The organism is Micromonospora pallida, from assembly GCF_900090325.1.
Taxonomy (GTDB): Bacteria; Actinomycetota; Actinomycetes; order Mycobacteriales; family Micromonosporaceae; genus Micromonospora; species Micromonospora pallida.
Map to the genome: position 1 here is coordinate 466,642 of NZ_FMHW01000002.1, position 16,946 is coordinate 483,587.

The 16,946-nt window shown below is 73.4% G+C and carries 13 protein-coding genes; 9 read left to right on the forward strand and 4 right to left on the reverse strand.

All coding sequences use genetic code 11. The features are described from left to right. Positions 1 to 101: 101 nt before the first annotated feature. The 5 genes from GA0074692_RS02305 to GA0074692_RS02325 all read left to right on the forward strand — a co-directional run bounded on the left by GA0074692_RS02305 (position 102) and on the right by GA0074692_RS02325 (position 3,587). Entirely contained in the window at positions 102 to 539 is a 438-nt protein-coding gene (locus tag GA0074692_RS02305; protein WP_091638838.1) for a hypothetical protein, read from the forward strand. A gap of 160 nt (positions 540 to 699) precedes the next feature. Continuing rightward, positions 700 to 1,491 carry a TerC family protein gene (locus GA0074692_RS02310; RefSeq protein ID WP_091638839.1) on the forward strand — a complete coding sequence of 264 codons (792 nt, stop codon included), beginning with the start codon at positions 700 to 702 and terminating at the stop codon, positions 1,489 to 1,491. 29 nt (positions 1,492 to 1,520) lie between these two features. Continuing rightward, positions 1,521 to 2,063 carry a dihydrofolate reductase family protein gene (locus GA0074692_RS02315; RefSeq protein ID WP_091652400.1) on the forward strand — a complete coding sequence of 181 codons (543 nt, stop codon included), beginning with the start codon at positions 1,521 to 1,523 and terminating at the stop codon, positions 2,061 to 2,063. 200 nt (positions 2,064 to 2,263) lie between these two features. Then, positions 2,264 to 3,097: an esterase/lipase family protein gene (locus GA0074692_RS02320; RefSeq protein ID WP_091638840.1), complete on the forward strand. Its 834-nt coding sequence runs from the start codon at positions 2,264 to 2,266 to the stop codon at positions 3,095 to 3,097. Between the two features lie 175 nt (positions 3,098 to 3,272). Next, the gene (locus tag GA0074692_RS02325) at positions 3,273 to 3,587 is read left to right on the forward strand and encodes a hypothetical protein (RefSeq protein WP_141725109.1); all 315 of its coding nucleotides are present in this window, start codon (positions 3,273 to 3,275) and stop codon (positions 3,585 to 3,587) included. 49 nt (positions 3,588 to 3,636) lie between these two features. Here GA0074692_RS02325 and GA0074692_RS02330 read toward each other — a convergent pair whose 3' ends face one another. Together GA0074692_RS02330 and GA0074692_RS02335 are read right to left on the reverse strand one after the other, a co-directional pair. Beyond that, a complete protein-coding gene (locus GA0074692_RS02330) occupies positions 3,637 to 5,220 on the reverse strand; it encodes a GMC family oxidoreductase (protein WP_091638842.1) in 1,584 nt (527 codons plus the stop codon). Between the two features lie 71 nt (positions 5,221 to 5,291). After that, positions 5,292 to 9,584 (reverse strand): PAS domain-containing protein, encoded by a 4,293-nt coding sequence (locus GA0074692_RS02335; protein WP_091638843.1) that lies wholly within the window; start codon positions 9,582 to 9,584, stop codon positions 5,292 to 5,294. Between the two features lie 404 nt (positions 9,585 to 9,988). On the opposite strand from GA0074692_RS02335, the gene pyk reads away from it, so the two are divergent. The 4 genes from pyk to GA0074692_RS02355 all read left to right on the forward strand — a co-directional run bounded on the left by pyk (position 9,989) and on the right by GA0074692_RS02355 (position 14,016). Then, the gene (gene pyk, locus GA0074692_RS02340; RefSeq protein ID WP_091638844.1) at positions 9,989 to 11,437 is read left to right on the forward strand and encodes a pyruvate kinase; all 1,449 of its coding nucleotides are present in this window, start codon (positions 9,989 to 9,991) and stop codon (positions 11,435 to 11,437) included. Next, entirely contained in the window at positions 11,434 to 12,312 is an 879-nt protein-coding gene (locus GA0074692_RS02345) for an acyl-CoA thioesterase (protein ID WP_091638845.1), read from the forward strand. Before pyk ends, GA0074692_RS02345 begins: the two co-directional genes overlap by 4 nt. A 51-nt stretch (positions 12,313 to 12,363) precedes the next feature. Then, entirely contained in the window at positions 12,364 to 12,831 is a 468-nt protein-coding gene (locus tag GA0074692_RS02350; protein WP_091638847.1) for an RrF2 family transcriptional regulator, read from the forward strand. Positions 12,832 to 13,023: 192 nt separating this feature from the next. After that, positions 13,024 to 14,016 carry a sulfite exporter TauE/SafE family protein gene (locus tag GA0074692_RS02355; RefSeq protein WP_091638849.1) on the forward strand — a complete coding sequence of 331 codons (993 nt, stop codon included), beginning with the start codon at positions 13,024 to 13,026 and terminating at the stop codon, positions 14,014 to 14,016. A 92-nt stretch (positions 14,017 to 14,108) separates the two neighbouring features. Here the strand turns inward: GA0074692_RS02355 and GA0074692_RS02360 are convergent, their stop codons facing one another. Together GA0074692_RS02360 and GA0074692_RS02365 are read right to left on the reverse strand one after the other, a co-directional pair. Next, positions 14,109 to 15,557 (reverse strand): pyridoxal-dependent decarboxylase, encoded by a 1,449-nt coding sequence (locus tag GA0074692_RS02360; RefSeq protein WP_245730072.1) that lies wholly within the window; start codon positions 15,555 to 15,557, stop codon positions 14,109 to 14,111. A gap of 293 nt (positions 15,558 to 15,850) precedes the next feature. Continuing rightward, positions 15,851 to 16,861, reverse strand: a complete 1,011-nt coding sequence (locus GA0074692_RS02365; RefSeq protein WP_176738261.1) for an LLM class flavin-dependent oxidoreductase — start codon at positions 16,859 to 16,861, stop codon at positions 15,851 to 15,853. Positions 16,862 to 16,946: the final 85 nt, after the last annotated feature.

Below are 16,946 nucleotides of genomic sequence, written 5' to 3' on the forward strand. Positions count from 1 at the left end.
CGGTCTCGACGTTGCCCGTGACGGAGAGATCTTGGACGGTTACCGTGGTGGCCGGACGGACAGGTGTCCAAGATAGACAGTCGGGGTGCGGAGGTGGCGAGATGAGCGACGCCGGTGCCGGTGGGCGCTTGGGTGGGGAGTTGGACGGGTTCCGGATCGGGTACGTGCCGGCCGGCGTCGGTGACCTGGTCACGGACTTCGCCACCGAGTGGGACGACGTCCGGTTCGTCTCGCGGGTGTGGGAGCGCGAGACCGCCGAGGGGGCGTGGGTCGACCTGCGGGTGCACGTTCTGCGCGGTGACCGGCTCGCCACTCTCGCCGACCTGCGCGACTTCCTGGCCGGATACCACGAGCGCGACGCCGACGACCCGTCCCTGGCCGAGTTCCACGTCGGCGACGCGGCCGGGCTGATCGGGCCGTCCGAGGCGTTCTGGCTGGTGGCGCCCGGAGTTGGGATCGACGTCATCGCCAACCCCGAGGCGGCCGACAGCCAGGAGCTCGCCACCGTGGCGCAGGCCATCCTCCCGCTGGCGGGGTAGCCGGCAACTTGACGCCTCGGGTCCGGTGGGGAGTGATCCACGCGGGACGACGGACGGGACCGTCGGCGCCACCGTCGTCCAGCGTGACTCAGCTTCGCATGACAAGATCCGCCTTGATCTGGGCGGACGGCCCGGTGGTGATCAGGAAGTCGAGGGTGAGATGGAGTTTCTGGCCAGCCCCGAGCTGTGGGTCGCGTTCGCGACCCTGCTCCTGCTGGAGATCGTGCTCGGTATCGACAACGTGGTGTTCATTTCGATTCTGTCCGGCCGGCTGCCCGAGCACCAGCAGGCCCGGGCGCGGACGATCGGCCTCTCGCTGGCGCTGATCACCCGGCTCCTCCTACTGGCGTCCCTGTCCTGGGTGATCGGTCTGACCGCCCCGCTGTTCACCGTCCTGGGTCAGGAGATCTCCGGGCGGGACCTGATCCTGCTGCTGGGTGGTCTGTTCCTGCTCGGCAAGGCGACGTACGAGATCCACGAGCACCTGGAGGGGGCCGACCACGCCCGGTCCGGCAAGGCCGCCTCGTTCGCCTCGGTCATCGCGCAGATTCTCGTCCTCGACGTGGTCTTCTCGCTCGACTCGGTGATCACCGCGGTCGGCATGGTCGACGAACTCGTGATCATGGTGGCGGCGGTGATCATCGCGATGGTGATCATGCTGCTCTCGGCCGGTGCGGTCAGCGGCTTCGTGAACCGGCACCCGACCGTGAAGATGCTGGCGCTGTCGTTCCTGCTGCTGATCGGGGCCAGCCTGATCGCCGAGGGCTTCGACCAGCACATCCCGAAGGGCTACGTGTACGGGCCGATCGCCTTCTCGATCTTCGTCGAGTTCCTGAACCTGCGGGTCCGGTCCAAGCAGAAGCGCGCGGAGACGCCGGTCCACCTGCACCCGACGTACGTGAAGAATGGGCAGACCGGCACGGGCGGGGAAAGCGTCCCGGCCGGCAAGTGACCGATCGGGCCGACCACGGAGGTGGCGACGTGGCCAAACTGCTGTACTCGGCGTCGATGTCGACGGACGGGTTCATCGCCGGAGTAGGCGGCGACATGTCCTGGCTGACGCCGTACCTCGGCCCGAACCCGACCGTGGACGACCTCGCCGCGCGCACCGGCGCGCTGCTCGTCGGCCGGCGGACCTTCGGCGGCGACGACCCGTACCGCGACCTGCCGGGGGAGGGGGAGGCGTTCGGGGGCGGCTGGGACGGGCCGCAGTTCGTGCTCACCCACCGCCCGCCGGCCGAGCCGGTGCCCGGCGTCACCTTCGTCACCGACCTGGCGACGGCCGTCACGCGGGCGCGGGCAGCGGCCGGCGACGGGTACGTCAACGTCCTCGGCGCGGACGTCGCCCGGCAGTGTCTCGCCGCAGGCCTGCTGGACGAGGTGCTGGTCTCCGTCACGCCCGTGCTGCTCGGCGACGGGGTACGGCTCTTCGACCACCCGGGTGGGTCGACCGTCCGGCTCGAACCGATCAGCGTCACCCAGACGCCGCCGGTCACCAACCTCTGGCTGCGCGTGGTGCGCTGAGCGGCCGACGCCGCAACCGGAAGGGGCCGCCCCGAATCGGGGCGGCCCCTTCGTGTTGCCCGAAGGACATCACTCGTTACTCGCCCGTAACTTTTCATTGACGTTGACGAATTGTGGCAGGCATCATGTGTCCACGATCGATCGGAAGTCCCCGCCAGTTTCCCGCCACCACCGGGACCACCCCCACGGAGGGCGCAGCCATGCTGCTCCGAAAGATCCTCGTCACCGCCACGGCCGCCACCGCGTTCCTGGTGCCTGCCACCGCCGCCATAGCCGCCCCGACACCCGCCCCCGCCGACAGTGCGACCGCCGCGACCGCGACCGACAGCACGACCGCGGCGACCGGTACGACCGCGTCCGGGGTCGGCACGGCCGCCGCCAACCCGATCATCGTCGTCGGTGGCCTCTCCGGGGTCGCCATCGCGTACGAGCCGCTGGCCGCCCGGCTGCGCGCCGACGGCTACCGGGTCAACATCTACCAGCTTCCCGGCCTCGGGCTCGGCGACATCGCCGCCTCCGCCCGCTCCTTCAGCACGTACGTCGCCCAGGTGCGGGCTGCCACCGGCGCGGCCAAGGTGGACCTGGTCGCCCACTCCGAGGGTGGCCTGGTCTCCCGCTACTACCTGAAGAACCTGGGTGGCACCGGCTCGGTCGGCCGGCTGATCACCCTGGGCAGCCCGCACTACGGCACGTACATCGCCGACATCGCCAAGTTCCTCGGCCTCGGCGACTGCCTCGGGATCGTCGCCTGCCAGCAGATGGCGATCGGCTCGACGTTCCTCAACGACCTGAACGCCGGGGACGACACCCCGGGCGCCGTCCGCTACACCACCATCCGAACCCTCCAGGACGAGCTGGTCCGCCCAACCGGGAACGCCACCCTCGGCGACGGGGCGGTCAACGCGCTGGTGCAGAGCTGGTGCCCGCTGCGCATCGTCGCGCACGTCGGGCTGGTGGTCGACGGCACCACCTACACCATGATCCAGGACGCGCTCGCGGACCGGGCGATCACCCCGGACTGCTGGGCCATCTGACGAACGTCCGCTGGTCGCGGGCCGGTACCGCCCTCGCCACGCACCGTCGACGCGCCCCAGACGGGGCAGCACTATCACAGCGTCGGTGACCAGGTTGAGTGACCGGCCCGCACCGGCGGCAGGGGACACGATCGACAATCGTCGTCGACAACTGTCCACTTCAGAGAGGGCACTCGTGAAGAACAGGCTTCTGCGCGCATCCATGGTCATGGGCCTGGTGCTCGCCGGCTCCGCCGTGGTCGCCACGCCGGCGTCGGCCAGCGAGGACAAGGGCGGCGCCATCTGCGTGCTCAACCAGAACACCTGGCTGCGTGACGCGGAGCACGGCAATGTGCTGCGCACGCTGACGGCGGGGCGCGGGTTCCGGTGGCACGGCATCGGCTCCGACACCGGCACGGGCGTGCTGTGGTACTACGGGCACGGGGCGGAAGCGCCGACGCAGGACGGCTGGGTCCCCCGGGACAACCTCTCCGGCTGCTACTGGCCGTAGGAAGGTCGAACAGCGGGGACAGACCCGTTGAAGCGTGCCGCCGCCCGTGTCAGACGTGGGCGCCGAGGATGCGGTCGGCGGCGCGCCAGGCCAGCGCGGCCACCGGGCCGTTGATCCAGCCCGCCACCAGCACCGGCAGCACCGAGGCGTCCACCACCCGCAGGCCGTCCACCCCGCGCACCCGCAGGTCGGCGTCGACCACGTCGGCGTCGTCCGGGCCCATCGCGCAGGTGCCGACGGCGTGGTAGCCGCAGTAGCCGTGCGCCAGCGCCGCGTCGAGGATCTCCCGCTCGCTACGGACGGCCGGACCGGGCAGCGTCTCCGCCACGATCCGCCGGGCGATCGGCCCGGTCGCGAAGAACTCCCGCATCCGGCGGAACGTCGCCACCGCCAGGGTGCGGTCGTACGGGTCGGTGAGGTAGCGCACCGTGATCCGGGGCGGGGTCGCCGGGGTCGGGCCGGTGATCTCCAGGCTGCCCTCGCTCTCCGGTCGGGCCACCCCGCCCAGGCACATCAGCCCTGCCTCCCGTTCCAGCTCCAGCGCCCGGCCGGGGCGGCGCGGGGCGGCGGAGAACGGGGCCATCAGCAGGACGCCGTCCGGCCGCCCGTGCGCCGACCCCGACCGCAGGTGCGCGCCCACGTCGTGCACCGGCAGAGCGAGCGGTCCCCGCTTACCGACCAGCCAGCGCATCGCCGCCAACGACTGCCCGAGGACGTTGTTCAGCATGGGGTTGTACCCGACCTGCCCGGCCAGCCGGTACTGGAGGGCCATCATCCGGTGCTCCCGCATCCCGGCACCCACCCGGGGGCGGTCGGCCAGCACCGTCACCCCGGCGGCGCGCAGCGTGTCGGCCGGTCCGATCCCGGAGAGCTGGAGCAGTTGCGGACTGGCGATCGCGCCCGCCGCGAGGATCACCTCGGCGCGGGCGAAGACGTCGACGCTGCGCCCGTCCCGGTGCACCCGCACCCCGACGGCCCGGCCCTGCTCGATGAGCACCCGCTGGGTCAGCGTCCGCACCCAGACGGTCAGGTTGGGCCGGTCGCGCACCGGGTGCAGGAAGGCGTGGGCGGCGCTGACCCGCCGACCGTCGCGGATGGTCGCCGTGGTGTAGCCGATCCGTTCGTCGTCGCCGTCGTTGAGGTCGTCGGTACGGCGCAGTCCCTGCCGGACCCCGGCGTCGATCATCTCCTCGCAGATCTCGTTGGTGCCGACCGCGGTGGACAGCGGCAACATCCCGCCGTCGGTGCTGTCGTGGGGACTGTCCTCGATCCGCCGGAACACCGGCCCCATCGTGTCCCAACCCCAGCCCGGGTTGCCGCGCTGCTCCAGCGCGTCCCAGTCGGCCGGCGCGCCCCGGCCGTAGATCATGCCGTTGATCGAGCTGGAGCCGCCGACCAGCCGGCCCCGCTGCCACACCTCCTGCCCGGTGGGGGTGGTGGCGGGGTAGTGCCAGGCCGTGCTCTCGTCGTCCATGAGCTTGGAGAAGCCCTTGGGAATGCGGACGAAGAGGCTGCTGTCCCAGCCGCCGGCCTCGACCACCAGCACCCGGGTCGCCGGGTCCGCGCTGAGCCGGTGCGCCAGGACGCAGCCCGCTGTGCCCGCACCGACCACGACGTAGTCGAACTCTTCCACTCTGGACCCCCGAACCTGATGCTCTGATCAGACGGTAGTCGCTCGGTCACCCATCCCGCAGCCCGGGGCGGTCAGCGCTGAGAGTCCAGGGTGGACCCGACGTGCCGGATCACCACCAGGGCCTGGTCGTCGTCGGAGCCGCCCAGTTCGGTCAGGAGCGCGTCGGCGATCCGCTCCACGGACCGCCGCCGGTGCGCCGAGACCACCCGGCGCAGCGCGGTCACCCCCGCGTCGTACACCTGGTCGCGCCGTTCCACCAGCCCATCGGTGTACGCCACGAGCAGGTCACCCGGCTCGAACGGGTACGCGGTGAGGGTCATCGTCTCCCGCACCATGCCCAGCGGCAGCGAGGGCTCGGTGTCCACCGCCACCGGTCGTCGCCGACGCCGGGCCACCACCGGGTGCGGGTGCCCGGCCCGCGCCACCAGGACCTCACCCGCCGCCGGGTCGACCACCATCGCCAGGCAGGTGCCGAGGAACCCCGCCCCGACCAGGTCGGTCAGCCGGGGGAACACCTCACCCAGCGGCACCCCGGTACGGATCAGCGTGTTCACCATCGTCCGGAGCTGCGCCATGTCGGCGGCGGCCTCGACCCGGTGACCGACCACGTCGCCCACCACCACGGCCAGCCGGTCGCCGTCGAGCCGGATCAGGTCGTACCAGTCGCCGCCGAGGTTCAGCCCGCTCACCGCCGGCTGGTAGCGGGTGGCGATGTCCAGGCTGGCCGGGGCCGGCCGGGACGAGGTACGCAGCCGACCGGCGAGCCGGGTGACCAGGTTGTGCTCGGCGGCGGCGAGCCGGACCCGTTCCAGGGTCTGCTCGCACAGGTCGGCGATGGTGTCCAGCAGCGCCAGGTCGCCCTCCCGGAACGGCCGCGCCCGGGACCAACCGAAGGCCAGCACCGCGATCGGCCGGCGCTGCGCGTCCAGCAGCGGCAGGGCCACCGTGGTGACCAGCCCGTCGGCCCCGGCCGAGTCGACCAGGCCGGGGAAGCGCGCGGCGAACGCCGCCCGGTCCGGCAGGACGATCCGCGCACCGGTCCGCAACGCCACCGGGATCGGCCCGGGGTCGTCCACGGTCAGGTCGTTCCGGCCGTGCGCCGGGACCGGCTGCGGCCCCGCGCGGTGCAGCCGGATCCGAGGCCCGTCCTCCCGTACGGCCAGCGTGGGACGGCTCGCCCCGAGGGTCGCCGGCACGGCGGTCAGGATCACCTCGATCGCCTCGGCCGTGGTACGGGTGATGCTGAGCCGGGCGGCGAACTCCGCCATCGCCCGCGCCGAGCGGGTCAGCTCGGCCCGCTGCAACGCCTGGCTGCACAGCCCCGCCACGGTGTCGAGGAGGTTGCGCAACGCCTCGTCGTCGGTGACCGGCCGGCCCCAGTGCGCCTCGACCGCGCCCAGCGGCCCGCCCTCGCCGTAGCGCAGCGGCACGCACAGCCCCAGCGTCGTCCCGGTGCCCCCGTCGACGGTGATCACCGTGTTGTCCCGTACCGCCCGGGCCAGCGGGATGTCGGCGTCCACGTCGAGCCGGTCGTGGCGGGACGACTCGGTGACCTCCAGCACCGGCCCGCCCGGCGCGGCCGTGGCGAGGCGTACCCGGGCCCCGTCGAGGGCGTCCGGCGCGATCGCGGTCACCGCGGCGGCCACCTCCGCCCGACCCGGCGCGGTGCTCAACGCCCCGGCCAGCCGGGCCAGCGCCTCCGCCTGCCGCAGGGTGCGCTGCCGGTCGCCGATGTCCCGGGCGACGGCGGCGAGGAAGGCGTGCGACTCCGCTCCGGTGCCGGTGGTGACGGTGAAGGTCTGGTGGTCGACGTCGCGCCGCTCACCGGTGTCGAGGCGGACCAGCCGGCTCTCCGTGCGGTGGTGCCCCTCGCGCCGCGCGGTCGGGATCAGCTCCCGCCGCCAGGCCGGGCGCACCTCCGGCGCGGCGAAGTCGAGCAGCCGCAGCCGGTCCAGCGGCGCGTCGCCGGCCAGTCCGACGAACTCCCGCCCGGCCGGGTTGACGTAGACCATCCGCCCGTTCGGCGCGGCCACCGCGATGAAGTCGCCGGACCGTTCCACCAGCGCCTGGAACAGCCGCAGCTCGGCCTGGGCGGCCCGCTCCGCGCTGAGGTCGGTGGCGTACGCGAGCCAGCGCAGCGGTTCCCGCTCCAGCGCGACCATGCCGATCTGCACCGGCACCCGGTGCCCGTCGCGGTGCAGGTACTCCTTGACGTACGCCCGCGCCCGTCCGGTCGTGGCCAGCTCGGCCTGGGCCCGGAGGTCCACCTCGTCCCAGCCGGGGGGAGTCAGCTCCGGCCAGCTCAGCCGTCCCTCGGTCACGTCGGCCGGGGTGTAGCCGAGCATGGTCACGAACGCCTCGTTGGCCTCGGTGATCCGCTCGTCGTTGCCCCCGAAGACAGCCAGCACGTCGGTGGCGGCCAGCCGTTCGTGCCGGGCCCGCTGCTCACCGAGGGCCTGGGCCAGCCGGGTCCGCTCGGTCACGTCGACGAGCGTGAACCCCACCCCGACCAGCTCGTGCGGGTGCGCGATGCGGATCGGGAAGTAGCTGGCCACCAGGTGCCGGACACCGCCGGCCGGGCCGCCGTCGGGCGTGCTGAGCTCCACCCCGCTGATCGGGCCGCGCGCCAGCGACCGGCGCAGCAACTGCTCGACCTGTTTCCCGTACGTGGGCAGCACCTCGCCTGGCCGGCGGCCCAGGTGCGCCGCCACCGGGCGGCCGTTCATCGCGGCCAGCGCCGGGTTGACGTACCGGTAGCGCAGCTGGGGGTCGACCCAGCCGAAGCCGACGGGGGAGGTGTCCAGCAGCGCCTCGCTGATCGCCGCCGTCCGGCGGGCCCGTTCCTCCGCGCGGACCCGGTCGTCGGTGTCGTAGATCGTGCCGATCCACTCGCTGACCGTGCCGGTGGCGTCGCGCAGGCTGGCCGCCCGGACCACCACGTGCCGGTGGGTGCCGCTGCCGGCGTGCCAGAGCCGGCCCTCGAACTCGAACAGCGGCGCGCCGGCGGCCAGCCCCTTGCGCCACTCCGCCTTCAGGTGCGGCGCGTCCTCCGGGTGCACCACGGTCGTCCAGCCGAAGCCGGCGTACCCCGGCCAGCGTTGCCCGGTGTACGCCTCCCAGGACGGCTGCGGCACGCCGATCGCCCCGGTCGCGTCGGCCGACCAGACCACCGCCGAGGACGCCTCCACCAGGCTGCGGAACCGCCGGTCGGCGCGCTGCTGGTCGGCGCGGGCCGCCGCCTCGGCCCGCCAGGCGTGTTCCCGGTCGGTCGCCTCGCGGACCGCCCCGCGCAGGTCGGCGGTGACCGCGTCCTGGCGGGCCACCGCCTCGACCCGGCGCAACGCCTGTCCGACGGCGGCGGCGAGCAGCCCGGCCAGCAGGTGCTCCTCGGGGCGCAGCGGCCGGGGCGCGGGCAGCCGGACCCAGAAGCTCCACGCCCCGGTGGAGGTCTGGATCCGGCCACCCAGCCCGGTGGCGTCCGCGTCCCCTGCCGGTGGCCGGTCCCCGGCGGCGAGCAGTCGGGCGACGACCCCCGGGTCCAGCGTCGCCGGCACGACCGGCCCGACCGAGGTGTACGCCGTCGTCGCCCCGTCGGCACCCCGGGCCATCAGGTACGCCCGGCCGGTGAAGGCGCGCTCCCAGGCCCGTACGGCGATCGCCGCGACCCCGTCGGCGTCACCGGCGGTGACCAGCTCGTCGGCGAGCGCGGCGACGGCCCGGTGCCGTTCGGTCAGCGCCGGGTCCTCGGTGTCCCGGACGGTGCCCGGCAGCCGGCTGCGTTGCCGGGCCGGGTCGCACGCCGTCGTCGCGCCGACCACCCGCTCAGTGACGGTGGTGAGCACCCGGTCGGTGCGTTCGGTGACGGTGGTGAGCACCCCGACGGGCACGCCGGTCTCGTCCACCACCGGGCTGCACGAGAAGACGAGGTGGCACTCCTGCCGGAAGCCGTCCCGCTCGATCAGCAGCGGCTCGTCCGGGCTGCCGGTCGCGCCCCGGCCGGCCAGCACCCCGTCGAGCAGCGGCCCGACCACGTGCCAGGTCTCCGGAGTCGCCTCGGGGCCCGGTCGGCCCAGCGCCTCCCGCCCCGACTGGCCGAGAAGGGGCCGGTATGCGTCGTTGTGCAGCATGATCTTCGCCGGACCCCACCAGAGCACGGTCGGCAACGGCGCGTGCAGGCAGAGGGTCAGCGCCGTCCGTAGGCTCGGCGGCCAGCCGGCCACCGGGCCCAGCGGTGTCGCGGCCCAGTCGTGGGCGGCGATCCGGGCGCCGGTCTCGCCGCCGGACGCGAAGACGTCCCGCCACCGTGGCGCATCGACAGCTGTGCCGTCGACAGTTGTGGCGTCGGCGAGCAGCGAGTCGTCCATCCGCCACCTCCGCCCGACGTCCGTGGCCGATTCGGGTTCGCCACGGTACCACCGGGCGGGGGCGCGTCGAGGGCGACCGGAGGACGCGACGCCGATCCGGCCGGAGCGTGGGAACGCTGGCCTGGTCAGACAGAGGGACGACCCGGAACGCCGGTCTGGCCGGACGGAGGGACGGCCACGGGGATGACGGCGAGGAGTACGATTCGCGGCGCGCGGTCGCCGATGCCCGCCACCTCCACGTCCCGGTACGGCTACGTCCCGGTCCTGGTTACGTCCCCGATGGCGGTTACGTCCCGGTGCGGCGTCGCCCACCGGCCACCCGTGTCCCGGACGCCGTTGGAGAACTGTTCCGCATCCTGCAAGAGGGTCGGCCCGCAGCCCGACCCGGGGGAGAGACTAGCCTGATGGGCGTGACACGCCGCGCGAAGATCGTCTGCACACTCGGCCCCGCCACCTCCTCACCGGAACGCATTCGCGGGCTGGTCGAGGCGGGCATGAACGTGGCGAGGCTGAACTTCAGCCACGGCAGCCACGCCGACCACGAGGCCGTCTACCGACTGGTCCGCGAGGCCGCCCAGGCGGCGGGTCGCCCGGTCGCCGTACTGGCCGACCTCCAGGGCCCCAAGATCCGTCTCGGCCGGTTCGCCGACGGGCCGCACGAGTGGCGTACCGGCGACTCGGTGGTGATCACCGGTGACGAGGTGCTCGGCACCAAGGAGCGGGTCTCCTGCACCTACCGGAAGCTGCCGCAGGAGGTGAAGCCCGGCGACCGGCTGCTGATCGACGACGGTCGGGTCGCCGTCGAGGTCACCGACGTCACCGGCAACGACATCCGCTGCCTGGTCACCGAGGGCGGCCCGGTATCCAACAACAAGGGCGTCTCGCTGCCGAACGTGGCGGTCAGCGTGCCGGCGCTGTCCGAGAAGGACGCCGAGGACCTCCGTTTCGCCCTCGGCCTCGGGGTCGACCTGGTCGCGCTCTCCTTCGTCCGCTCGGCGGAGGACATCAAGCTCGTCCACACCATCATGGCCGAGGTCGGGGTGCACCGGCCGGTGCTGGCCAAGGTCGAGAAGCCCGAGGCGGTCGACCACCTCGAGGCGATCGTCCTGGCCTTCGACGGCGTCATGGTCGCCCGGGGCGACCTCGGCGTCGAGATGCCGCTGGACCAGGTTCCGCTGGTGCAGAAGCGGGCGGTGCAGCTCTGCCGGGAGAACGCCAAGCCGGTCATCGTCGCCACCCAGATGCTCGACTCGATGATCGAGAACTCCCGGCCGACCCGGGCCGAGGCCTCCGACGTCGCCAACGCCGTCCTCGACGGCGCGGACGCGGTGATGCTCTCCGGCGAGACCAGCGTCGGCAAGTACCCGGTGCTCACCGTCAGCACCATGGCCAAGATCGTCAGCACCACCGAGGCCGGCTCGTTCGCCGTGCCCCGGCTCCAGCACGACCCCCGTACCCACGGCGGCGCGCTGACCTCGGCGGCGTCGTCGATCGCCCGGAACATCGGCGCGAAGGCGCTGGTCGCGTTCTCGCAGACCGGTGACACCGTGAAGCGCCTCTCCCGGCTGCACTGCGACCTGCCGCTGCTGGCCTTCACCCCGGTCCCCGAGGTCTACCGGCAGCTCGCCCTCTCCTGGGGCGTGCAGACCTTCCTGATGCCGTTCGTGGAGCACACCGACGACATGTTCCGCCAGGTCGACCAGGCGCTGCTCGGCCTCAACCGGGCCAACCCGGGCGACTACGTGGTCATCGTCGCCGGCAGCCCGCCCGGCACCCCCGGTTCCACCAACACCCTGCGGGTGCACCAGCTCGGCTCGCTCGTGGACGCGGCGTCGGCGCGGGCCTTGCAGTGACCGACGTCCTGACCGGCCAGGCCGCCGTCGACCAACTGCTGGAGGTCCTCGACCTCGCGCCGACCGGCGCGACGACCTTCCGGGGGATCAGCCCCCCGGTCGGTCCCCAGCGGGTGTACGGCGGCCAGGTCGCCGGTCAGGCCCTGGTGGCCGCCGGCCGCACGGTCGACCCCGAACGGTTCGTGCACTCGCTGCACGGCTACTTCGTCCGGCCCGGCGACCCGAGCGAGCCGATCGACTACGCGGTGGAGAACATCCGCGACGGCCGGTCCTTCTCGGTCCGCCGGTCGGTGGCCTACCAGCACGGGAAGCCGATCTTCTTCATGTCGGCCTCGTTTCAGCACCGCGAGGAGGGGCTGGACCACCAGGCCCCCAACCCGCCGGACGTGCCCGGTCCGGAGGGCGTCCCCACCATGACCGACCGGCTCGCCCGCTACCCGGAGCGGCTCGGCATCTGGGCGATGATCCCCCGCCCGATCGACGTGCGCTACGTCGGCGAGCCCGGCTGGGTACGCCCCGGCGACCGGCCCGCCGACCCGCACCAGCGGGTCTGGATGCGGATCGACGGCAAGCTGCCCGACGATCCGCTGCTGCACGCGTGCGCCCTGACGTACGCCTCGGACCTGACCCTGCTCGACTCGGTGCTGTCGGTGCACGGCGAGGTCTGGGGACCCGGCGGCGTGGTCGGGGCCAGCCTCGACCACGCGCTCTGGTTCCACCGCCCGTTCCGCGCCGACGAGTGGTTCCTCTACGACTGCTGGAGTCCATCGGCCTCCGGCGGCCGGGGACTGGCCACCGGCCGGATGTTCACCACCGACGGTGGGCACATCGCCAGCGCCGTGCAGGAGGGGTTGCTGCGCCGCGTCGAGGGCTGACCCGCAGGGGTGATCAGCAGGCCAAACCAGCCGACCGCTAACCTGTCCGGCATGCGCCTCTCCGCTCGGGTCGACTACGCGTTACGGGCAACCGCCGAACTCGCGGCGGTCGCCGGGGACGGGCCCAGCCGGACCCGGCCGGTCACCGCCGAGCAGATTGCCCGGGCACAGGACATCCCGCCGAAGTTCCTGGAGAGCATCCTGCTCCAACTGCGCCGCGGTGGTGTCGTGCACGCCCAGCGTGGCCCGGAGGGTGGCTACTGGCTGGCCAGACCGGCCGCCGAGATCTCCCTCGCCGAGGTGATCCGGGTGATCGACGGTCCGCTGGCACACGTCCGGGGGCAGCGCCCCGAGCAACTCGGCTACCACGGAGCGGCCCGGGCGTTGCAGGAGGTGTGGATCGCCCTGCGGGCCAGCGAACGGGAGATCCTCGAGATGGTCACCGTCGCCGACGTGGCCGCCGGGACGCTGCCCGAGCGGATCAACCAGCTCGCCGCGGATCCCCGCGCCTGGACCTGACCCGCACCCTCACGTGGGACGATCCGTCCCACTCGTGATCCGTACCCTCCCAGGGGCCATCCGTCCCACTCCTGATCCGTACCGTCCCACGGGACGACTCGTCCCACTCCTCGATCAGCGCTTGACCTGACCCCCGGCGTGCCGCATTCTCGACCAAGTCGATAGGGGATACCGAAAAGCTGGGAGGGTGCGGTGCGCAAGCTGCTGGTACTGGCACTGGTCGGCCTCGCCGCCCAGTTGGTGGACGGCTCGCTCGGCATGGCCTACGGGCTGACCTCGTCCACCCTGCTGCTCCTGGTCGGAGTCGCCCCCGCCGCCGCGTCCGCCTCGGTGCACCTCGCCGAGATCGGCACCACCCTCGCCGCCGGGGCCGCGCACTGGCGGTTCGGCAACGTCGACTGGCGGGTGGTACGCCGGATCGCCCTGCCCGGCGCGATCGGGGCCTTCGCCGGCGCGACCCTGCTCAGCTCCATCTCCACCGAGGCCGCCGCACCCTGGATGGCCGGCATCCTCTTCGTGCTCGGCGGGTACCTGCTGGTGCGCTTCTCCCGGCCGCTGCGCACCGACCGGCGCGGTGGCCGGCTGCGCAGCCGGTTCCTCGGGCCGCTCGGCCTGGTCGCCGGCTTCGTCGACGCCACCGGCGGCGGGGGATGGGGCCCGGTCGCCACCCCGGCGCTGCTGGTCTCCGGCCGAATGGAACCCCGCAAGGTGATCGGCTCGGTGGACACCTCCGAGTTCGTCGTCGCCAGCGCCGCCAGCATCGGCTTCCTGATCGGGCTCGGCTCGGAGGGCTTCGTGCTGCCCATCGTGCTGGCGTTGCTGGCCGGCGGGCTGATCGCCGCCCCGGTGGCCGCCTGGCTGGTCCGGATCGTCCCGGCCCAACTGCTCGGCGCGGCCGTCGGCGGCGTGATCGTGTTGACCAACGCTCGCAGCCTGATCCGCGCCGCCGGCCTCGACGGGCCGGCCCCGGCCACCGTCTACGTGCTCCTCGGCCTCGGCTGGCTGACCGCCATCGTCCTGGCGGTCCGCGTGCTGCGCCGTACCCGCCGGGCCGGGACCGCCGCGGCGCAGCCCACCGACGAGGACGCCACTGCGCCGCAGCCCGCCGGCGTGGCCACCTCGGCGCGGCAGCCCGCCGACGTGGACGCCGCCGCGCCGCAGCCGCTGGCCGGCGTCGAGCGCTGACCCGGCGGGCGTCGAGCGCTGACCCGGCGGGCGTCGAGCGCTGACCCGGCGGGCGCGCCGCGCGCTGACCTGGCCCGGGTGGCCGGGGGTGGTCAGCGGGTCGGGGTCTCCTCGGCGAGCAGGCTGTCCGCCGTCGTCCGGAGCAACTCCCAGGCCCCGTCGATGTGCTCCGCGCGGGTCTGCGGTGAGCCCACCGCCAGGCGCAGCGTGTACCGGCCACCGACCCGGGTGTGCGTCAGGTACACCCGGCCGGTCGCGTTCACCCGCGCCAGCAGGGCGGCGCTCGGCTCGTCGCCGGCCCGCAGCCGGAAGCAGACCAGCGAGAACGGGTGCGGGGCGGCCATCTCGAACCGGTCGTCGGCGCGGATCCGGTTGGCGAGCTGGGCGGCCAGCGCCACCCCGGAACGGATGTGCGCCCGTAGCCCCTCGACGCCGTACCAGCGGAGCACGAACCAGAGCTTCAGCGCGCGGAACCGCCGGCCCAGCGGCACCTGCCAGTCCCGGTAGTCGATCACCGCGCCGGACTCGGTGGCGGCGTTGCGCAGGTACTCCGGCAGCACGGTCAGCGCCTCGACCAGCTCGGCCGCGTCGGCCACCCAGAAGGCGTCGCAGTCGAAGCCGGTGAGCAGCCACTTGTGCGGGTCGAAACAGTACGAGTCGGCGTACTCCACGCCGGCGTGCGACCAGCGCAGCTCCGGGCAGACCGCCGCCGCCCCCGCGTACGCCGCGTCGACGTGCAGCCAGACGCCGTACTCGGCGCAGATCGCGCCGATCTCCGGCAGCGGGTCCACGGCGGCGGTGGAGGTGGTCCCGATCGTCGCCACCACGATCGTGGGCACCTCGCCGGCCGCCAGGTCGGCCTCGATCGCGGCGCGCAGCGCCGCCGGACGCAGAGCGAGGGTCTCCGGATCCACCTCGATCGGGCGTACCCCGTCGTCGCCCAGGCCGGCGATCCGGGCAGCCTTCTCGATGGAGGAGTGCCCCTGGGTCGAGGTGTAGGCGCGGTAGCGGCGGTCGACGCCGACGTCGCGCCACCGGCCCCCGCTGGCCCGGTGCAGCGCCGCCAGGGTGGCCACCAGGGTCGCCGACGAGGCCGAGTCCTGGATCACCCCGCCGCCCCGGCCGGACGAGTGGAACCGCTCCGGCAGGCCGAGCAACCCGGCCAGCCAGTCGAGCATCCTCGTCTCCAGCTCGGTGCACGCCGGGCCGGTGGCCCAGAGCATGCCCTGTACGCCGAGCCCGGCGCTGACCAGGTCGCCGAGGACGCTCGGGCCGCTGGTGTTGGCGGGGAAGTAGCCGAAGAACCCGGGGTGCTGCCAGTGGGTGAGCCCGGGAGCGATCACGGTGTCGAGGTCGGCGAGCACCGCCTCGACCGGCTCGCCGTCGGTCGGTGGCCCGGCCGGCAGCGCGGCGGCGACCGTCCCGGGCGGGTCCTGCGAGGTCACCGGGCGGGCGTCGAGCGTCGACCAGTAGTCGGCGATCCAGTCCACCACCGCGTGGCCGGCGCGGCGGAACTCCTCGGGGTCCATGTGAGGGGGCATCTGTTGAGTCGATCAACAATCCGCATCGAAGGCAAGTGGTGGGCGACCTGCCCCGACGGCAGGCACCGGGCCGCAGCCGCGGAATCCGCACAGCTCCGGCCCGGTGCACCACACCGCAGCATCCCCGACCCGTCCCGACCGGGGATGCCCTACCACCACCGGAACCAACGTTAGGCGGCGTTCGATGACGGTGGGTGACGCCGGTATGAAGATCGTGTTTCCGGCACGGTTACCCCGCGCGCCGCAGCCCGCCGGATCCGATCACCTCGCGCGCCGTGGCCCCGCGGACCCGATCACCCCGCGCGGCGCAGCCCGCCGGCGACCTGTTCCGCGATCAGTTCGAACGAGCGAACCCGGTCCGCCACGTCGTACACCAGCGCGGTCAACATCAACTCGTCGGCCCGGGTCCGTTCCAGCAGCTCACCGAGCTGCCGGCGGACCGTCTCCGGCGACCCCGTCGCCTGCCCCTCGCCGCGCTGCGCCACGAACTCCCGCTCCAGCGCGGTGTACGGGTACGCCGCCGCCTCCTCCGGGCTGACCAGGGGTTCCGGCTTTCCGGAGCGCAGCTTCAGGAACGACAGCGCGGCCGGACCGGCCAGCCACCGCGCGCGCTCGTCGGTCTCCGCGCAGACGGCGTTCACCGCCACCATCGCGTACGGCCGGTCCAGCCACCGCGAGGGCCGGAAGCTACGCCGGTACAGCGCCAGGGCCGGCTCGGTGTTCGCCGCGCTGAAGTGGTGCGCGAACGAGAACGGCAAGCCCAGCGCCCCGGCCAACTGGGCGCTGAATCCGCTCGACCCCAGCAGCCAGATCGCCGGCTGCTCACCCCGGCCCGGCGTCGCCACGATCGGCCCCGGCCGTTCCCCGCTGAAGTAGTTCATCAGGTCGGCCAACTCCTGGGGGAAGCCCTCCGCCGACAACCCCTCCATCGTCCGGCGCAACGCCAACGCGGTCCGCTGGTCGGTGCCCGGTGCCCGGCCGATCCCCAGGTCGATCCGGCCCGGATGCAGCGCCTCCAGGGTGCCGAACTGCTCCGCCACCACCAGCGGCGCGTGGTTCGGCAGCATCACCCCGCCCGAGCCGAGCCGGATCGTCGAGGTGTGCGCGGCCAGGTGCGCGATCAGCACCGCCGGCGCCGAACTGGCGATGGCGGGCATGTTGTGGTGCTCGGCCACCCAGAACCGGTGGTACCCCAGCTCCTCCGTGCGCCGGGCCAACTCGGTGGTGTGCCGCAGCGCCGCCCCGGAGGAGGTGCCCGCCGCGACCGGGGCAAGATCAAGAACAGACAACGGTACGTCGATCACATGCCTGACCAACTCCGACCGACCCCACCTTGTTCCGGTGGCCGCTCCCCGGTCACCGGATCGTGTCGGACCAGGTGGCGCTCTC